The sequence below is a fragment of the Enhydrobacter aerosaccus genome (assembly GCF_900167455.1).
In the GTDB taxonomy this organism is placed as follows: Bacteria; Pseudomonadota; Alphaproteobacteria; order Reyranellales; family Reyranellaceae; genus Reyranella; species Reyranella aerosaccus.
Map to the genome: position 1 here is coordinate 1,620,327 of NZ_FUWJ01000001.1, position 15,948 is coordinate 1,636,274.

The 15,948-nt window shown below is 63.6% G+C and carries 16 protein-coding genes; 5 read left to right on the plus strand and 11 right to left on the minus strand.

The window, feature by feature from the left end; genetic code table 11:
- Window positions 1–23: 23 nt before the first annotated feature.
- From B5D62_RS07725 to B5D62_RS07755, 7 genes are all read right to left on the minus strand, one after another.
- On the minus strand, window positions 24–1,574 hold the full coding sequence (locus B5D62_RS07725; protein ID WP_085933174.1) for an AMP-binding protein: 1,551 nt from the start codon (window positions 1,572–1,574) through the stop codon (window positions 24–26).
- A gap of 193 nt (window positions 1,575–1,767) precedes the next feature.
- Window positions 1,768–1,980 (minus strand): cold-shock protein, encoded by a 213-nt coding sequence (locus B5D62_RS07730; RefSeq protein ID WP_085933175.1) that lies wholly within the window; start codon window positions 1,978–1,980, stop codon window positions 1,768–1,770.
- A 193-nt stretch (window positions 1,981–2,173) separates the two neighbouring features.
- The gene (locus tag B5D62_RS07735; RefSeq protein WP_170920820.1) at window positions 2,174–2,593 is read right to left on the minus strand and encodes a response regulator; all 420 of its coding nucleotides are present in this window, start codon (window positions 2,591–2,593) and stop codon (window positions 2,174–2,176) included.
- A 168-nt stretch (window positions 2,594–2,761) separates the two neighbouring features.
- The gene (locus B5D62_RS07740) at window positions 2,762–3,436 is read right to left on the minus strand and encodes an amino acid ABC transporter permease (RefSeq protein WP_085933177.1); all 675 of its coding nucleotides are present in this window, start codon (window positions 3,434–3,436) and stop codon (window positions 2,762–2,764) included.
- Window positions 3,424–4,104 (minus strand): amino acid ABC transporter permease, encoded by a 681-nt coding sequence (locus B5D62_RS07745; protein ID WP_218190973.1) that lies wholly within the window; start codon window positions 4,102–4,104, stop codon window positions 3,424–3,426. The genes B5D62_RS07740 and B5D62_RS07745 overlap by 13 nt, the downstream gene beginning before the upstream one ends.
- Before the next feature lie 152 nt (window positions 4,105–4,256).
- Complete coding sequence (locus tag B5D62_RS07750) at window positions 4,257–4,997, minus strand: amino acid ABC transporter ATP-binding protein (RefSeq protein ID WP_085933178.1); 741 nt, start codon at window positions 4,995–4,997, stop codon at window positions 4,257–4,259.
- 96 nt (window positions 4,998–5,093) lie between these two features.
- Window positions 5,094–5,954, minus strand: a complete 861-nt coding sequence (locus B5D62_RS07755; RefSeq protein WP_085933179.1) for a transporter substrate-binding domain-containing protein — start codon at window positions 5,952–5,954, stop codon at window positions 5,094–5,096.
- A gap of 84 nt (window positions 5,955–6,038) precedes the next feature.
- Between B5D62_RS07755 and B5D62_RS07760 the strand changes: the two genes are divergently transcribed.
- Complete coding sequence (locus B5D62_RS07760) at window positions 6,039–6,710, plus strand: aspartate/glutamate racemase family protein (RefSeq protein ID WP_085933573.1); 672 nt, start codon at window positions 6,039–6,041, stop codon at window positions 6,708–6,710.
- Here the strand turns inward: B5D62_RS07760 and B5D62_RS07765 are convergent, their stop codons facing one another.
- From B5D62_RS07765 to B5D62_RS07780, 4 genes are all read right to left on the minus strand, one after another.
- Window positions 6,711–7,337 carry a flavin reductase family protein gene (locus B5D62_RS07765; protein WP_085933180.1) on the minus strand — a complete coding sequence of 209 codons (627 nt, stop codon included), beginning with the start codon at window positions 7,335–7,337 and terminating at the stop codon, window positions 6,711–6,713. It abuts the gene before it with no gap.
- 9 nt (window positions 7,338–7,346) lie between these two features.
- The gene (locus B5D62_RS07770; protein WP_085933181.1) at window positions 7,347–8,297 is read right to left on the minus strand and encodes an N-carbamoyl-D-amino-acid hydrolase; all 951 of its coding nucleotides are present in this window, start codon (window positions 8,295–8,297) and stop codon (window positions 7,347–7,349) included.
- Window positions 8,298–8,366: 69 nt separating this feature from the next.
- Window positions 8,367–9,836, minus strand: a complete 1,470-nt coding sequence (hydA, locus tag B5D62_RS07775) for a dihydropyrimidinase (protein WP_085933182.1) — start codon at window positions 9,834–9,836, stop codon at window positions 8,367–8,369.
- An 18-nt stretch (window positions 9,837–9,854) separates the two neighbouring features.
- Complete coding sequence (locus tag B5D62_RS07780) at window positions 9,855–10,814, minus strand: dihydrodipicolinate synthase family protein (RefSeq protein ID WP_085933183.1); 960 nt, start codon at window positions 10,812–10,814, stop codon at window positions 9,855–9,857.
- Between the two features lie 112 nt (window positions 10,815–10,926).
- Here B5D62_RS07780 and B5D62_RS07785 point away from each other — a divergent pair, with 112 nt between their 5' ends.
- From B5D62_RS07785 to B5D62_RS07800, 4 genes are all read left to right on the plus strand, one after another.
- Window positions 10,927–11,865, plus strand: a complete 939-nt coding sequence (locus tag B5D62_RS07785; protein ID WP_085933184.1) for an ABC transporter permease — start codon at window positions 10,927–10,929, stop codon at window positions 11,863–11,865.
- A gap of 7 nt (window positions 11,866–11,872) precedes the next feature.
- On the plus strand, window positions 11,873–12,778 hold the full coding sequence (locus B5D62_RS07790) for an ABC transporter permease (RefSeq protein WP_085933185.1): 906 nt from the start codon (window positions 11,873–11,875) through the stop codon (window positions 12,776–12,778).
- A gap of 9 nt (window positions 12,779–12,787) precedes the next feature.
- Window positions 12,788–14,368, plus strand: coding sequence for an ABC transporter substrate-binding protein (locus tag B5D62_RS07795; protein ID WP_231714737.1), 1,581 nt, complete (start codon window positions 12,788–12,790; stop codon window positions 14,366–14,368).
- Between the two features lie 73 nt (window positions 14,369–14,441).
- Entirely contained in the window at window positions 14,442–15,905 is a 1,464-nt protein-coding gene (locus tag B5D62_RS07800; protein ID WP_085933187.1) for an amidohydrolase family protein, read from the plus strand.
- Window positions 15,906–15,948: the final 43 nt, after the last annotated feature.

The window sequence follows — 15,948 nt, forward strand, 5'->3', positions numbered from 1 at the left end:
CTTCCGGATACCGACCAGCCGCCTCAGACGATGCGGCTGGTGCGGTTCCCCCAATAGCGATCCCGCAGCAGGCGCTTGTAGAGCTTGCCGGTCGGCAGGCGCGGCAGCTCGGGCTCGAAGTCGATCGAGCGCGGCACCTTCTGGCGGGCGAGATGCTGGCCGCAGAAGGCGATCAGCTCCTCGGCGATGGCGGGGCTCGGATGCTGCTCGGGCATGAGCTGCACCACCGCCTTCACCTCCTCGCCGAGGTCGGGGTTGGGCACGCCGAACACGGCTGCATCAGCGACCTTGGGATGGGTGATCAGCAGGTTCTCGCATTCCTGCGGATAGATGTTCACGCCGCCTGAGATGATCATGAAGGTGGCGCGATCGGTGAGGTAGAGATAGCCGTCGCTATCGACATAGCCGACATCGCCGACCGTGCTCATGCTGCCGTCGGACGAGCGCGCCTCGCGGGTCTTGGCGGGGTCGTTGAAGTACTCGAACGGCGTCGCGGTCTTGAACCACAGCGTACCGGCGGTGCCGGGCGGGACCTCCTTCATCTCGTCGTCGAGCACATGCAGTTCGCCCAGCAGCACGCGGCCCACGGTACCGCGATGGGCCAGCCACTCCTCCGAGTCACAGGCCGTGAAGCCCAGCCCCTCGGTGGCGCCGTAATACTCGTGGATGATCGGCCCCCACCACTCGATCATCTGCTCCTTCACCTGCACCGGGCACGGCGCCGCGGCATGGATGGCGATCTCGAGCGACGACAGGTCGTGGCGCTTGCGCACCGCCTCCGGTAGCTTGAGCAGGCGCGAGAACATGGTCGGCACGAGCTGGCTGTGGGTGATTCGGTACGTCTCGACCAGCTGCAGGTAATGCTCGGCGTCGAAGCGCTCCATGATCACGACGGTGCCGCCGTTGCGGATGGTCAGGTTGACCGCCGCCTGCGGCGCCGAGTGGTAGAGCGGCGCCGGCGACAGGTAGATCATGCCGTCGCGATAACGCCAGAGCTTGTCGAGGAAGGCGAAGATCGGCAAGTGCTGCGACGGCGGCTGTTCGGGGATCGGCCGCACGATGCCTTTCGGCCGGCCGGTGGTGCCGGAGGAATAGAGCATCGCCGTGCCCAGCGATTCGTCGGCGATCGGCGTACCCGGCAGCCCCGCCGTCGCCTCGTCGAGGTTGCGCACGCGGTCGCCGTCACCCGGCCCGTCGACGATCAGGCACAGCTCGATCCGGGGTGCCAGCGGCAGCGCCGCCAAGGCAACGTCGCGCTTGGCCTGCGAGGTGATGAGCACCCGCGATTCGCTGTTGTTGAGGATGTAGGCCAGCTCCTCGACCGTGAGGAACGAGTTGACGCAGGTGTAATAGAGCCCCGCCCGCTCGCCGGCGCCGCAGCATTCGACGTAGCGGGCGTTGTTCTCCATGTAGATCGAGTAGTGATCGAGCCGCTTCAGCCCCTGCCGCCGCAGCAGGTGAGCCAGCCGGTTGCTCCGAGCCTCGAGCTCGCCGTAGGTGATGGTCTCGCCGCTGCCCGCCATGATGACGGCCGGCTGTTCTGCCCGCGTGGCCGCGTGCTGCCTCGAATACATGCGCTCCCTCCAGATCCGACGTTTCTTGGGGTCAACGTTGGCCCGGCGGGGACGGGCAAATCAAGCACGGCAGCGGCGGACGCGACTTGCCGCAATTCGGGCAGCAAAAAACCCCGCCAGCTGGTGGCGGGGTTCAAGCTCCTCTTCAGAGGCTGCCGCTATTGGTAGCGGCAATCCCTGATCCGGAAAGGGCTCAGCCGACGGTCCGCAGATTGTCGGCCGCCAACTTGCCGCTGCGGCGGTCGGCGACGAGCTCGTATTCGACCTTCTGGCCCTCGGCGAGGCCATCAAGGCCGGCGCGCTGGACGGCGCTGATATGGACGAAAGCGTCGGCGCCACCATTGTCCGGTTGGATGAAGCCGAAGCCCTTGGTGGCATTGAACCACTTAACGGTTCCCGTAGTCATACGAAGTATAGCCTTTCAAGACGTAGATATGCTGACCCTTCCCTTGCGGAGACGGGCCGTCGAATGCGCATTTACTGTTCGGGATCAGTCGATGGCCTGGCGCTGGTGCCGCAAGGCCAAAAAAAGTCCGTGTATCGACAAGTTTTCATATGGGCGATGTTTTGCTCCCTTTCAAGCCTGCGGATTGGTTACTTCAGGAAACCGCCGCCAATCGGGCAATCGACGAGGCGGCGCGCACCAAGGGGCCGTCCCGACGGCCATCGAGCATGTTGTGGATCACGCCCTTCAATTCATCCGGGTCGAACGGCTTGGCAACTAGCGGCACATGCCGATAGGCCTGCGGGATGAGCGAAAGGTGGCTGTAGCCGGTCAGGAAGGCGAAGGGGATGCTGCGCTGGGCCAGCATGGCGCAGATGGGGAAGCAGAAGCGGTCGTCGAGGTTGATGTCCAGAAGCGCCCCGTCGAGAGGCGCCTGGCGGGCATAGACCAGTCCGGTCTCCACGCCCGAGGCCGGTCCAATCGGTTCCATGCCGCAATCGAGGACGAACTCGCAGACGACTTCGGCCAGGAGATAGTTGTCCTCGACAACGAGGATCTTCGATCCCTCGAACACGGGGTACCTGCCTTCTTCTATGGGCAGTCACCATAGTCCAGTGTCGCGCGCACGCCCTGTGACCAAACTGGGGCTCCGCAACCTATTCGATCATGGCCTTGCGGCAGAGTTGCCGCCGATGCCACAGGATGTGGTTCTCCGACGCGGCAATCGCCGTGCCGCCAGAAGCTATCCCCTGCCCACCAAGGCCCGGTTCTCAAGCCGGCTCAACAGCCGCACGACCGGCCACAGGATGAGGAAGTAGATCACCGCCGCCATCACGATCGGCGTGGGGTTGTAGGTGACGCTCTGCGCCTGGCGCGCCTGGAACAGCAGTTCCGGCACCGCAACGACGCTGCCCAGCGAGGTGAGCTTTACAACCTCCAGGGTATTGGAGAGCAGATCTGGCAGCACGTTGCGCACGGCCTGGGGCAGGACGACGTAGGTCATCGTCTGCAGGCCGGACAGCCCCGTCGACCGTGCCGCTTCGACCTGGCCACGCGGGATCGATTCGATGCCTGCGCGCAGGATCTCACCGTAGTACGAGCCGGTATTGAGGAAGAAGGCGATGGCCACGCAGGCGAAGCCGCCGAGTTCCAGACCGGCGAAAGGCAGGCCGGCGAACAGCAGCACCAGCAGGACCAGTGGCGGGAAGGCGCGGAAGAAGTCGACCCAGGCCATCAGCGGCCAGCGCACAGCGCGGCTCCTCGCCTGGGCCAGCAGGGCGAGCACCAGCCCGCCAATGAAACCGAGCGGCACCACCAGCAAGGACAGCAGGATCGTGTTCAGGAGACCGGCCAGCACGATCGGCAGCGCCGCCTCGGCGATCTCCGCATTGAAGAAGGACTGGACTATCTCTTCCATGCGAACTTCGTTTCGATCCAGCGCGCCGCCACGACCACCGGCAGGAACAGCACGAGATAGGCGCCAGCGCCCATCATCAGCGGCGACGGATTGTAGGAATTGGACACGGCCGAACTGGCCATGCCGAGGATCTCGTGCAGCGCCACCACCGTGCCCAGGGCCGTGCCCTTGGTGATTGCGATGGTGCGATTGGTCAGCGGGGCGATCGTCAGCCGAAGCGCCTGCGGCAGCACGACATAGAGCAGGGTCTGAGCGAACGATAGTCCGGTCGAACGCGCGGCCTCCCACTGCCCGCGCGCCACCGACGTGATGCCGGCCCAGAAGATCTCCTCGGCGAAGGCCATCAGCACCAGGGCCAAGGCCAGCCACGTGGAGACGAAGCTCGAGGGCGACCAACCAGCCGAGGGCAGACCGAAATAGAGCAGTACGATGATAACCAACGGTGGCAGCGACCGGAACAGATCGACGACGAAGATGATCAGCCAGTTGAGCGGCCGGATGCCCGCGCTTCTCACCAGGGCAAGGAGGAGGCCAGCCGCCAGTCCACTCAACACGATCGCCACGGCGAGCTCGATCGTCACCACCGTGCCGTACAGGATGTCCGGCAGGTATTTCGCCATGACCTTCGCGTTGAAGAAGGTCTCGACAAACCGATCCCAGGCACTCACGGGCGGAATCTCCCCGAGCCGGTATCGGCGATGCCCTGCTCGCAGCAGATCTGTCGGCCACGGCACATGTCGACGCACTCGGCGATGAAGCGCCGGCGGAGCTGTTCACTCAGTCCAGAACGACCGATCGATGCTGTCACGTTCCGGCCCGTTCAATGCTGCCGGATCTGGCCGATGAAGGCACGCGTCCGCTCATGTGCCGGGTTCTCGAAAATCTGCGCCGGCGGCCCCTGCTCCACGATCAGGCCGTGATCCATGAACACGACCCGATCGGCGGCGGCCCGCGCGAATCCCATCTCGTGGCTGACCACGATCATGGTCATGCCGGACTCCCGCAGGGACCGCATCACCGCAAGCACTGATCCGACCAGCTCGGGATCGAGTGCGCTGGTCGGTTCGTCGAACAGCATCACCCGCGGCTCAAGGGCAATGGCGCGCGCGATCGCCACGCGCTGCTGTTGGCCGCCCGACAGTTCGGCCGGGCGATGGTGGGCCCGCTCGGCAAGCCCCACGCGCTCGAGCGCGGCGCGGGCAATGGTCTCCGCCTCGGCGCGGCTCTTCCCGGCCACCTTGCGCAGGGCGAGCATCACGTTGCCGAGCGCGGTCATGTGCGGATAAAGGTTGAAGGACTGGAACACCATGCCGATGTGCTGGCGTGCATGGTTGATGTCGGTCTTGGGGCTCAGCATGTCGATCCCCGCGACCGTGATGCTGCCCGAGCTCGGCTCTTCCAGCCGATTGAGACAACGTAGCAACGTCGACTTGCCCGAGCCCGACGGGCCGATCACGAAGACGAGCTCGCGCTCAGCTACGTCGAGGTCGACGCCCTTCAGGACGTGAACCTGACCAAAATGCTTGTGAATGCCGTGAGCGGCGACGATCGGCGCTGTCATGAAACTCCCATCGTCCCGAGCGGACCGACGACACCAAAGGACTCTGCCTCAGGGCCGGCCGCGCTCGGGATGACAATACTTCCCGGATTTACGAGATCAGCCGCAATGCAGTTCGTGCGGCGTCGGATCGTAACCCGGCATGCCTGGCACGCCGTAGCCCGGCGTGACGGTCCGCTCGAGGGCGTCCGCAGGAGGCGTGCGGCCGAACCACTTCTCCGACAGCTTCACCAGCGATCCATCCTTCTTCATGCAGTCGAGCGTGTCCTGCAGCTGGGCCCGAAGTTTCGGATTGCTCTTCGGCACCGGCGCGGCCCAGTGGGCGCGCGTGTCGGTCAGCTCGAGGTCGGCAACGAATTGCGGGTTCTTCGAGGCCGTGTAGAGGATGATCGTATTGCCGGCAATCGTCGCATAGGCCCGGCCCGACAACACCGCCTGGATCGCATCGGGCTGGGTATCGTAAGCCTGCACCTCGAAGCCGATCTCCTGCCCCATCTTCTTGCTCAGCGTCTCGTACGGCGTGCCCTTGTTCACGGCGACCGCCTTGCCCTTCAGATCAGCCCAACTCTTGATCGGAGCGCTGCCCTTCTTGATTCCGAACTGGAACGACGTCCACAGATAGCCCGCCGTGAACAGCATGTTCTCGGCCCGCTCCTTCGTCACCGTTACCGGCGCTGCAATGAAATCGTAGCGTCCCGACTCCATGCCGGGGATCAGAGTCGAGAAGCTCACGGAATCGATGACAATGTCGCGATGCATCCGCTTGGCGACTTCCGTGAACAGATCGACGTTGAAGCCTTGCGTGCCGCCGCCGAGCTTCGGAAAAGCGTGCGGCGCGAAGGTTCCGTCGACGCCCGTCTTCAACGGCGGCTGCTTGTCTTGCGCCTGAGCCGGCGCCACCGCGGCCCCCATCCCCAAAAGCAGAATGGCCGCCGCAGCGGCCAGTTTGCGGTTCAACATTCGATCGCCCTCCCTCGAAATCCCCAAGACCAGACGTTAGAACAGACGTTGTTGAATAGCAATTTGGAGGCCATGATTCAGGCCATGTCCCAGCCCGACCGTATCCTCGTCATCAACCCCAATTCCACCCAAGCCGTCACCGCCGGCATCGACAAGGCCATGGAGCCGTTGCGCATGACCGGCGGACCAGCCATCGAATGCGTGACATTGAAGGACGGCCCTCCCGGCATTGAGACACAGGCGCACGTCGAGAGCGTCGTCGCTCCCATCAGTGCCATGGTGAGAAGCCGTGACAACGACTGTTCGGCCTTCGTCATCGCCTGCTACTCGGATCCCGGCCTGCATGCCGCGCGCGAAGTGACCACCAAGCCGGTGCTGGGCATTGCTGAGTGCGGCATCCTGACAGCCCTCACCCTTGGCCAGCGTTTTGGCGTGATCTCCATCCTGCGGAAATCCATTCCACGCCATCTGCGCTATGTTGGGCAGATGGGGCTGAACGATCGCATGGCGGGCGATCGCGCCATCGGCCTCGGAGTCGTCGAGTTGGCGGACGAGGCCCGAACCTTCAGTCGCATGGCGGAGGTCGCCGCCGAACTGCGCGATGAAGATGGCGCCGATGTCCTGGTCATGGGCTGCGCCGGCATGGCCCGCTATCGCGACCGGCTGCAGCGTCATGTCGGGCTTCCCGTGGTCGAACCGAGCCAGGCCGCCGTCTCCATGGCCATCGGCCGATCCCGTCTCGCCTGGGGAAGCTAGCTACTCCGCCGCCTTCGCCTTCACGACCGGCGCGGGCGGAAACTCCATGCGGTCGTTGGTACGGCAGTAGCGGTCCGCGAACATGCGGCCGACCGGATGATATTTATCCATGTGAACGCGCATGGCCTTGGGATCCCACAACTCGTCGCGAATGTGGAAACGCAGGCCCTCGCCGATCACGAGCTGGCGGTCGTCCTTCACGTTGATCGTCTGCCAGACCTTGCACTCCATCGCCCACGGCGCATCAGCCAGTCTTGGCGGCTTCACGTCAACCGACGGCGCGAGCCTCAATCCCAGATAATCCGCCTCGCCGATATCGGGCGGGAAGTCACCGCTCGATTCGTGCATCTTCAGCGCCAGCGGCTCGTCGGCCAGATTGACCACGAACTCGCCGGTGCGCTCGATGTTGCTCCAGGTGTCCTTGATCCGCCCATCCGGCCTCTTGTTGATGGCAAACATGCAAAGCGGCGGATCTTCGGCGAAGACGTTGAAGAAGCTGAAGGGCGCGGCATTGACCACGCCCGTCGGCCCCAGCGTCGTCACCCAGGCGATCGGCCGCGGCAGCACGAACGCCGTCAGGATCTTGTAGCGGTCGTGCGAATTAACGTCGGACGCGGCGTATTGCATCGATGACTCCTAGTTCGCCAGATCGATCTCGACGCCGGTGCGCTCGGAGATCAGCTTGTAGTGCTCTGGACGACGGTGCTTGGCGAAGTTGAAGGTGGTGTTGCGGATGTATTCACCAAGCGCGAGGTCACAGTCGTAGGAGATCACCTCGTCCTGCTCGGTCGTGCCCTTGGCGACGACCTCGCCGGTCGGCGCGACGATTGCCGAGCCGCCATGCAGCCAGAAGCCGTCTTCCTTGCCGGCCTTGGCCGTGGCAATGACCCAGATGCCGTTCTGATAGGCGGCTGCCTGCAGCGACAGCATATGGTGGAACACCCGCAGGTACGGCGGCTCATGCGGCGCATAGACGTTGTCGCTCGGCGTGTTGTAGCCCAGCACCACCATCTCGGCGCCCTTCAGGCCCATGACACGGAAAGTCTCGGGCCAGCGACGGTCGTTGCAGATGCACTGGCCGATGCGGACATCGTCCTTGAACATCTTCCACACGTTGAAGCCAAGATTGCCGACCTCGAAGTACTTCTTCTCGAGATGCTGGTACGGCACGTTCGGACGATGGTCGTCATGGCCCGGCAGATGGACCTTGCGATACTTGCCGACCAGACGCCCGTCGGGTCCGACCAGGATCGAGGTGTTGAAATGATGTGCCTTGCCGCCCTCCTCGGAGCGCTCGGCATAGCCGAGATAGAAGCCGATGCCCTTGGAGCGCGCCAGTTCGAACAGCGGCTGCGTCTCCGGGCTCGGCATCTGGTTCTCGAAGTACTTCTCGACTTCGTTCGGATCGTCGTACCAGTAGCGCGGGAAGAAAGTCGTGAGCGCGAGTTCGGGAAACACCACGAACTTCGAGCCGCGGGAATCGGCTTCCTTCAGCATCTCGATCATCCGCTTCACCACGCTGGCGCGGCTGTCGGCGAGATTGATAGGCCCAAGTTGGGCGGAGGAAACTTTCAGACGACGAGACATCTTGCTTTCACCTCTACATTGGATCGCGGCCCGACCCGCTTGCGCGTCCGAGCCGCAAAGGCAATCCGGTTAGAACAGCGGCTTGGCGCCAAAACGGCTCATCGCCTGCAACTCCGGCGCCGCCTGCCCGAGCGGCTTCGAGGAGTCCGGTGAAGCGCACGGCAGGAACTGGCCGGAGCCGCGCTCCGCGTTCAGCTTCCCGTCCTCGACAACGATGCGGCCACGGCTGACGACGACCGTCGGCCAGCCCTTGATCTCGCGGCCCTCGTAGGGCGTGTAACCGACATTGTCGTGCAGGTCCTTCCAGCGGATCGTCACGTCCTTGTCGGCATCCCAGATCGCGAGGTCGGCGTCGGAGCCGACCGCGATCGTGCCCTTGCGCGGATAGAGGCCATAGAGGCGGGCATGGTTCGTGGAGGTGAGCGCCACAAACTGCTGCATCGTGATGCGGCCCTTTTGCACGCCTTCGCTGAACAGCATGGGCAGGCGGATCTCGATACCCGGCACGCCGTTGGCCATCTCCTTGAAGGTGGTCTTGTCGCCCTTCGGGATCTTGCCGCCCTCGTTGAACTGATAGGGCGCATGATCCGACGAGAAGGTCTGGAAGGTGCCGTCCTTCAGCCCCTCCCACACGGCTTCCTGCGCAGCACTGTCGCGCGGCGGCGGGCTGCAGCACCACATCGCGCCCTGGACGCCGGGCTTGTCCATATCGTCGGCGGTCAGCGCGATATATTGTGGGCAGGTCTCACCGTAGATCTTCAGCCCCTTCTTCTGTGCCTGGCGGATCGTCTCGATCGCCTCGATCTCTGATACGTGGACGATCAGCATCGGCGCGTCGACCAGGCGGGCCAGTGAGATGGCGCGGTTCGTCGCCTCGGCCTCCGCCACACGGGCATGGGCGATCGCATGGAACTTCGGCGCCCCATGGCCCTGCTCGATCAAGTGATGCGCCAGCCACTGGATCATGTCGTGGTTCTCGGCATGCACCATGACCAGCGCGCCTTCCTTGCGGGCGAGCGCCAGGATGTCGAGCATCTGATAGTCGCTCACCTTCATGGCGTCGTAGGTCATGTAGATCTTGAACGAGGTGTAGCCGTCGCGGATCAGCGCCGGCAGGTCCTGGCCCAGTGCCTGCGGCGTCGGATCGGTCACGATCAGGTGGAAGGCGTAATCGATCACCGCCTTGGGCGTCGCCGCCTCGTGATAGTCCTTCACAACCTGACGCAGCGACATGCCGCGATGCTGGGCGGCGAACGGGATCACCGTCGTCGTGCCGCCGAATGCAGCCGACACCGTGCCCGAATAGAAGTCATCGGCGCACATGATGCCGAAGCCGGACTTCTGCTCGATATGGGCGTGGCTGTCGATGCCGCCCGGCAGGACGAATTTGCCGGCTGCATCGATCTCGCGCCTGCCCTTGCCCTTGATGCCGGGCTCGATGGCAGCGATCACGCCATCCTTGACGGCGATGTCACCTTCGATCTGGCGGTCGTCGTTGACGATCTTCGCGTTGCGAACGATCAGGTCGTAATCAGCCATATCTCTCTACTCTGCCCCCTACTCCGCCGCCATCTTCGAGCCGCGTCCCGCGTCCGCCAGACGGCGTTCCAGTCGCTCGATCATGTTCTCGAGCTCGGCCTTGTCCGTCGCCGTCAGCGACGATCCCGGCGCCCTTTGCTTTGGACTCTTGATCGCACCGCGCCGGAACAGCACTTCCTTGCGCAAGGCCAAGCCGATCGCCGGCTGCACTTCGTGCCGCACCAGCGGCAGATAGATATCGAACAGGTCCTCAGCCTCCTCGGCCTTGCCGGAAGCGAACAGGTCATAGACCTTGACCAGCATCTCCGGCCAGGCAAATCCCGTCATGGCACCGTCGGCACCGCGTCGCAGCTCCTGCGGATAGTAGAGACCGCCGTTGCCGACCAGGATCGAGACGCGACGACGGCCGGGCTTCTTTTCGCTCTCGCGCACGCGAGTGAGCTTGGCGAGGCCGGGCGCATCCTCGTGCTTCAGCATCACGAGCTGCTTGAAGTCGTCGACCAGCCGCTCGAAGACGGTCGGCGGCAGATAGACTCCCGTAGCCTGCGGATAATCCTGATAGACGACGGGGATGTCGGGCCCCAGCGCCTGGAAGACCTGCGCATAGTAATTGTAGATGCCGTCATCGCCCTTCAGACCCGGAGGTGGCGCCACCATGACGCCGGCGGCCCCAGCGATCATCACCTCGTGCGCCAGGCGTCGGACATTCTCGAGGCCGGCATGGCTTACGCCGACGATGACCTGGCGACTGCCGACACGGCCGATCACGCGCTTCACGACGTCGATCGATTCCTCGCCCGTCAGCTTATGCGCCTCGCCCATCATGCCGAGCAGCGTGAATCCATGTACGCCGCAGCCCAAATAAAAATCGGTCAGCGTGTCGACGCTCTGCAGATCAAGCGCGCCGTCGTCCGTGAACGGCGTGGCGGCGATGATGAAGACGCCTTTGGCCTGCTCTGTGAGTTTTCCTGAAGACATGACAATTTTCCCGGCGCGTTTCTTGCAGCGATTGTGCCAGCCGTCCCACGCTTGTCGAGCGAGACGGTCTCGGCCACTGTCTTAGCGGGGAAAGGGGCAGGTTTCGAACGAAATGGCGCGGCATATCGCTCATCGGCTGGTGATTTCTCTTCCTGTCTTGCTCGGAGTATTGCTGATCGGCTTTCTATTGCTGCAGGTCGTGCCTACCGATCCGGCAACCGTTTCTGCCGGTCCTAGCGCCACAAAGGCCGACATCGAGGCGATCCGCCAGGAGATGGGCCTCGACAAACCGCTCTATGTGCAATTCGGCAAGTATCTCGTTCGAGTGCTGCAGCTCGATCTCGGCCGCTCGATGATTTCCAATCGCACGGTCGCCGAGGAAATCGGCAATACCTTGTGGCCGACGATCGAGCTGATGTTGGCGAGCCTGATCTGGGCGGCGCCGCTTGGAATCGTACTGGGTACCCTCGCTGCGCGAAAGCGCGGGACCTTGATAGATCGCGCCATCATGGCCCTGTCGGTGATGGGCGTGTCCGTGCCGGTATTCTGGGTCGGGCTGCTGCTGATCCAGCATGTCGGCGGTGCCGGATGGTTGCCGTTCCAGGGTCGCGACGGACCGATTTGGACCCCGACCGGCCTCAAGAGCATCATCCTGCCCGCAGTGACCCTCGGCGCCATCTTCGTGGGTCCGGTGGCGCGCATGACGCGCACCTCCCTCCTCGAGACGCTGAACGCCGATTACGTGCGTACCGCGCGGGCGAAGGGCGCCTCCGACTGGCGGGTTACGATACGCCATGCCTTGCGCAATGCGTTGATCCCCGTCGTCACCCTGATCGGCTTGCAGATCGGCTTCCTGCTGGGCGGCTCGGTGGTCACCGAGACCATGTTCTCCTGGCCGGGCGTGGGACGCATGGCGGTGGGCGCCATTACCTCGAGCGATTTTCCACTGGCTCAAGGTTCTATCCTGATCCTCGCGATCGGCTATATGGTCGTGAACCTGCTGGTCGACGTGCTCTACGCCTATCTCGATCCTCGGATAGCCAGAACTTGAGCATCCCATGACCGATGCCGCCTTGCCGCTCCAGAGTGACGCCGATCAGCGCGCAATCGCCATTCTCCGCCGCAAGAACGCGGTGTGGCGCCGGATTCTGCGGGATCCACCCGCCGCGATCGCTGCCTTCTTCCTCTTCCTACTCGTGGCGGCTGCGCTGCTGGCGCCCTGGATCGCTCCGTTCGATCCCTATGCCAGCAACATGCGCTATCGCCTCTGCGGCATTGGCTCAGCGCGCTGTGCCCAGTTCCTGCTCGGTGCCGACCAGACCGGGCGCGACATGGTGAGCCGGCTTCTGTTCGGCTTGCGCTCCACCCTCGCCATCGGCGTGATCGCCGTCATGGTCGGCGGCGGCATCGGCACGTCGATCGGATTGCTGGCCGCCTATTATCGTCGCCTCGACACGCCCTTGATGCGTCTGGTCGACGTCTTGCTCTCCTTCCCGCCAATCCTGTTCGGCCTTGCCATTGCAGCCGTCGTCGGGGCCGGCCTTCCCGGCCTGGTGCTGGCGCTGTGCGTCACCTCCATCCCCACGATCGCACGCATCGCCCGAGGTGCTGCGGCGTCGGTGATGCAGCAGGAATATATGGAAGCTGGCCGTGCCGTCGGATTGGGGGACGGTGCCCTGATCTGGCGCTATCTCGCCATCAACTGTTGGCCGACGATCCTGATCTACATGACGCTGCAGCTCGGGCAGGCGATCTTGCTAGGCGCCGCCCTGTCCTTCCTGGGCCTTGGCGCCCAGCCACCGGTCGCCGAACTGGGCAGCATGGCCGCCGACGGCCGCAAGTTCCTGACCATCGCGCCGCACGTGTCGACATTGCCGTGCGCGGTGATCTTCCTGGTCGTTCTCGCCTTCAACATTCTCGGCGACGCCTTGCGCGACGCTCTCGATCCCAAGCTCAGGCAATAGGAGGGCAATATGAGTAAGCGTTTCATGTGGGCAACGCTCGCCGCGATGGCGACCGCCGTGACGGCGGCAACACCGGCTTTCGCGCAGAGGACCGTGACCATCCTGCGGGAGATCGACACCGACCGGTATGATCCGCATAAGTCGACCTCACGGTCGGGTGCGGAAGTCATCTACATGATGGGCGACACGCTGGTGAATCTCGACTTCGACATGAAGACACTGAAGCCCGGCCTCGCCAAGAGCTGGTCGGTGTCGCCGGACGGTCTCACCTATACCTTCAAGCTGCGCGACGACGTCTCCTTCTGCAGCGGCAAGAAGTTGACGGCCAAGGATGTGGTGGCGACCTATGAGCGCTGGCTCGACCCGGAGACCAAGGGCCTGGTGAAATGGCGCATGGGCGATGTCGACAAGGTCTCGGCGCCTGACGATTACACCGTCGAATACAAGCTCAAGAAGCCGTTCTCCGAACTGCTCTACCAGATGACGCAGTACTTCCACACCATCATCAATGTCGAGCAGGCGAAGCAGCTCGGGGCGGATTTCGGAGTGAAGGGCTTCGACGGAACCGGTCCCTACTGCTTCGAAAGCTGGACCCCGCGCGATTCGACCGTGCTGACCAAGCATGCCGGCTACAAGTGGGGCCCGCCGATCTACCCGTACACCGAAGCGCAGGTCGACAAGGTGGTCTGGAAGATCATGCCTGAAGAGAATACGCGCGTAACCGCGCTCCAGACCGACCCGTCCGACGCCAGCCAGTACGTTCCCTACTGGGCGCTCAAGGATCTCATGGCCGACAAGAAGCTCTCGGTCACCAAGGCCGAGAACTACTTCTGGACCTACTTCATCGGCTTCAAGGTCGATCACGCGTTGGTCAGCGATATTCGCGTACGCGAAGCGCTCAACCTGGCCGTCGATCAGAAGGCCATCACGGACGCGGTCACCTTCGGCTTCGCCGAGCCAGCCGACACGATGCTCGAGCCCGGCGTGCTCGATTACAACGGCAAGCTCGACAAGACCCTGTACGGCGAGAACGTCAAGAAGGCTGAAGCTCTGCTGGACGAGGCGGGCTGGAAGAAAGGCCCGGATGGCTTCCGCTACAAGGACGGCAAGAAGCTGGCCCCGGTCCTGTACGGCATCTCGGGCGCCTTCAAGGAGATCGCCGAGGCGGTCCAGGGAGATCTGCGCAAGGTCGGTGTCGATCTCCAGATACAGCTGTTCGATGCGACCGTCGCCTGGGGCAAGCTCGCCACGCAGGAGTTCGATGCCTTCGGCATGAGCTTCCCCTATGTCAGCGCCGGCGACGCCCTGAACCTCTACTTCCGGTCGGCCAACGTCCCCACGCCCAACCGCATGAACTGGAAGGACAAGGAGACGGACGATCTGCTCGACAAGGGCATGACGGCCACGGACGACGCGACCCGCGCCGCTGCCTACGAAGCGGTCCAGAAGAAGGTCCACGACGCCTTCGTGTGGATCCCTCTATTCCACGAACCGCTGTTCATCGTCGCCGGCTCCAACCTCAAGCCGATCAAGGCACACGGCAACTACGGCTGCGGCTTCTACAAGGGGCTGGGCATCGCCTTCAAATAATGGTCCTGACGCCTTCCTCCTCCTGTCGGAGGAGGAAGGCGATACGCCGAATGGATGGAGGAATGGAGCAATCATGAAGACGACCAAGATCGCCGGCCTCGACCATGTCGTCGCCTGGGACGATGCGGAACAGCGGCATGTCTATCTCGACAGTGCCGATCTCGTGTTCAAGGGCAACGAGATCGTGCATGTCGGACCGGGCTATGGCGGTCCCGTCGACACGACCATCGACGGCAAGGGCTTCATGGCAATCCCGGGCTTCGTCAACGTTCACAGCCATCCCTTCTCGGAACCGGCCAACAAGGGGCTGACGGAGGAGTATGGCAGCGACAAGCTGGGCCAGAGCTCGCTCTACGAATATCTCACCGTATTCGGGCTGGCGCCGGAGGACGCCGGCCCCTCGACGCAGGTGGCGATGTCGGAGCTTCTGAAGAGCGGCGTCACGACCATCACCGATCTGTCGATGGCGCGCGACGGCTGGGTCGACGATCTCGCCAAGACCGGCATTCGCGCCGTCGTCTGTCCAATGATGCGCCAGGGCGCCTGGTACACCAAGAACGGCTACACGGTCGAATATGCCTGGGACGAGAAGGCCGGCGAGAAAGCCTTCGAAGCGTCGATGAAGACCATCGATGAGGCGATCCGGCATCCGAGCGGCCGCATCGGTGCCATGGCCGGGCCGGCGCAGATCGATACCTGCCACGAGGGCTTCTTCCGCGAATCGCTCCAGGAGGCGAAGAAGCGCGGCATACCGATGCAGACCCATGCCTGCCAGGCGGTGGTCGAGTTCCACGAGATGATGCATCGCCATGGCAAGACGCCCATCGAGTGGCTGGGCGCGATCGGCGTTCTGGGGCCAGACTTGATCATCGGTCACGGCATCTTCCTCAACGACCATCCGCAGATCCACTATCCACACGGCAACGACTTCGAGCGACTGCGCGATTCGGGCGCGTCCGTGGCCCATTGCCCAACCGTGTTCGTGCGCCGTGCCATGGTGATGAATTCGCTCGGCCGCTACATGAATGCCGGCATCACCGTCGGCATCGGAACGGATACCTTTCCCCACAACATGGTCGACGAGATCCGGCTCGCCTGCTACGTCGCGCGCGCCTTCACCGGCAACTACAAGATGGGCACCACTCGGCATGCCTTCGAGGCCGCCACGATCGGCGGTGCCAAGATGCTGCGCCGGCCCGATCTCGGTCGCCTGGCGCCCGGCTGCAAGGCAGACTTCTCGCTCGTCGACATGAACCATCCCTACATGCAGCCGAGCCACGAGCCGGTGCGCAGCCTGATCTATTCGGCAAGCGAGCGTGCCATCCGCCACGTCTATGTCGACGGTGCGCAGGTCGTGCGCGACGGCAAGGTGCTGACGATCGATGTCGAAGCCGCGACTGCGGGCTTGATCGAAGGCCAGCGGCGGCGCTTGAAGACCGTCAGCGAGCGGGATTGGGCCTGTCGGGATGCGGATGCGCTTTCACCGCCGGTTTACCTGACCAAGGATCGGCTGCCGCAATCGAGGCCGGTAACATGACGACAGCCGTCTGGACCGCGGCCTTCCAGGCCACTGATGATCG

What these genes read in the sequence shown, in the direction of transcription:
- B5D62_RS07725 (WP_085933174.1), bottom strand. Translation starts at nt 1,574, where the DNA reads ATGTATTCGAGGCAGCACGCGGCCACGCGGGCAGAACAGCCGGCCGTC.
- B5D62_RS07730 (WP_085933175.1), bottom strand. Translation starts at nt 1,980, where the DNA reads ATGACTACGGGAACCGTTAAGTGGTTCAATGCCACCAAGGGCTTCGGC.
- B5D62_RS07740 (WP_085933177.1), bottom strand. Translation starts at nt 3,436, where the DNA reads ATGGAAGAGATAGTCCAGTCCTTCTTCAATGCGGAGATCGCCGAGGCG.
- B5D62_RS07750 (WP_085933178.1), bottom strand. Translation starts at nt 4,997, where the DNA reads ATGACAGCGCCGATCGTCGCCGCTCACGGCATTCACAAGCATTTTGGT.
- B5D62_RS07755 (WP_085933179.1), bottom strand. Translation starts at nt 5,954, where the DNA reads ATGTTGAACCGCAAACTGGCCGCTGCGGCGGCCATTCTGCTTTTGGGG.
- B5D62_RS07760 (WP_085933573.1), top strand. Translation starts at nt 6,039, where the DNA reads ATGTCCCAGCCCGACCGTATCCTCGTCATCAACCCCAATTCCACCCAA.
- B5D62_RS07765 (WP_085933180.1), bottom strand. Translation starts at nt 7,337, where the DNA reads ATGCAATACGCCGCGTCCGACGTTAATTCGCACGACCGCTACAAGATC.
- B5D62_RS07770 (WP_085933181.1), bottom strand. Translation starts at nt 8,297, where the DNA reads ATGTCTCGTCGTCTGAAAGTTTCCTCCGCCCAACTTGGGCCTATCAAT.
- hydA (WP_085933182.1), bottom strand. Translation starts at nt 9,836, where the DNA reads ATGGCTGATTACGACCTGATCGTTCGCAACGCGAAGATCGTCAACGAC.
- B5D62_RS07780 (WP_085933183.1), bottom strand. Translation starts at nt 10,814, where the DNA reads ATGTCTTCAGGAAAACTCACAGAGCAGGCCAAAGGCGTCTTCATCATC.
- B5D62_RS07785 (WP_085933184.1), top strand. Translation starts at nt 10,927, where the DNA reads ATGGCGCGGCATATCGCTCATCGGCTGGTGATTTCTCTTCCTGTCTTG.
- B5D62_RS07790 (WP_085933185.1), top strand. Translation starts at nt 11,873, where the DNA reads ATGACCGATGCCGCCTTGCCGCTCCAGAGTGACGCCGATCAGCGCGCA.
- B5D62_RS07795 (WP_231714737.1), top strand. Translation starts at nt 12,788, where the DNA reads ATGAGTAAGCGTTTCATGTGGGCAACGCTCGCCGCGATGGCGACCGCC.
- B5D62_RS07800 (WP_085933187.1), top strand. Translation starts at nt 14,442, where the DNA reads ATGAAGACGACCAAGATCGCCGGCCTCGACCATGTCGTCGCCTGGGAC.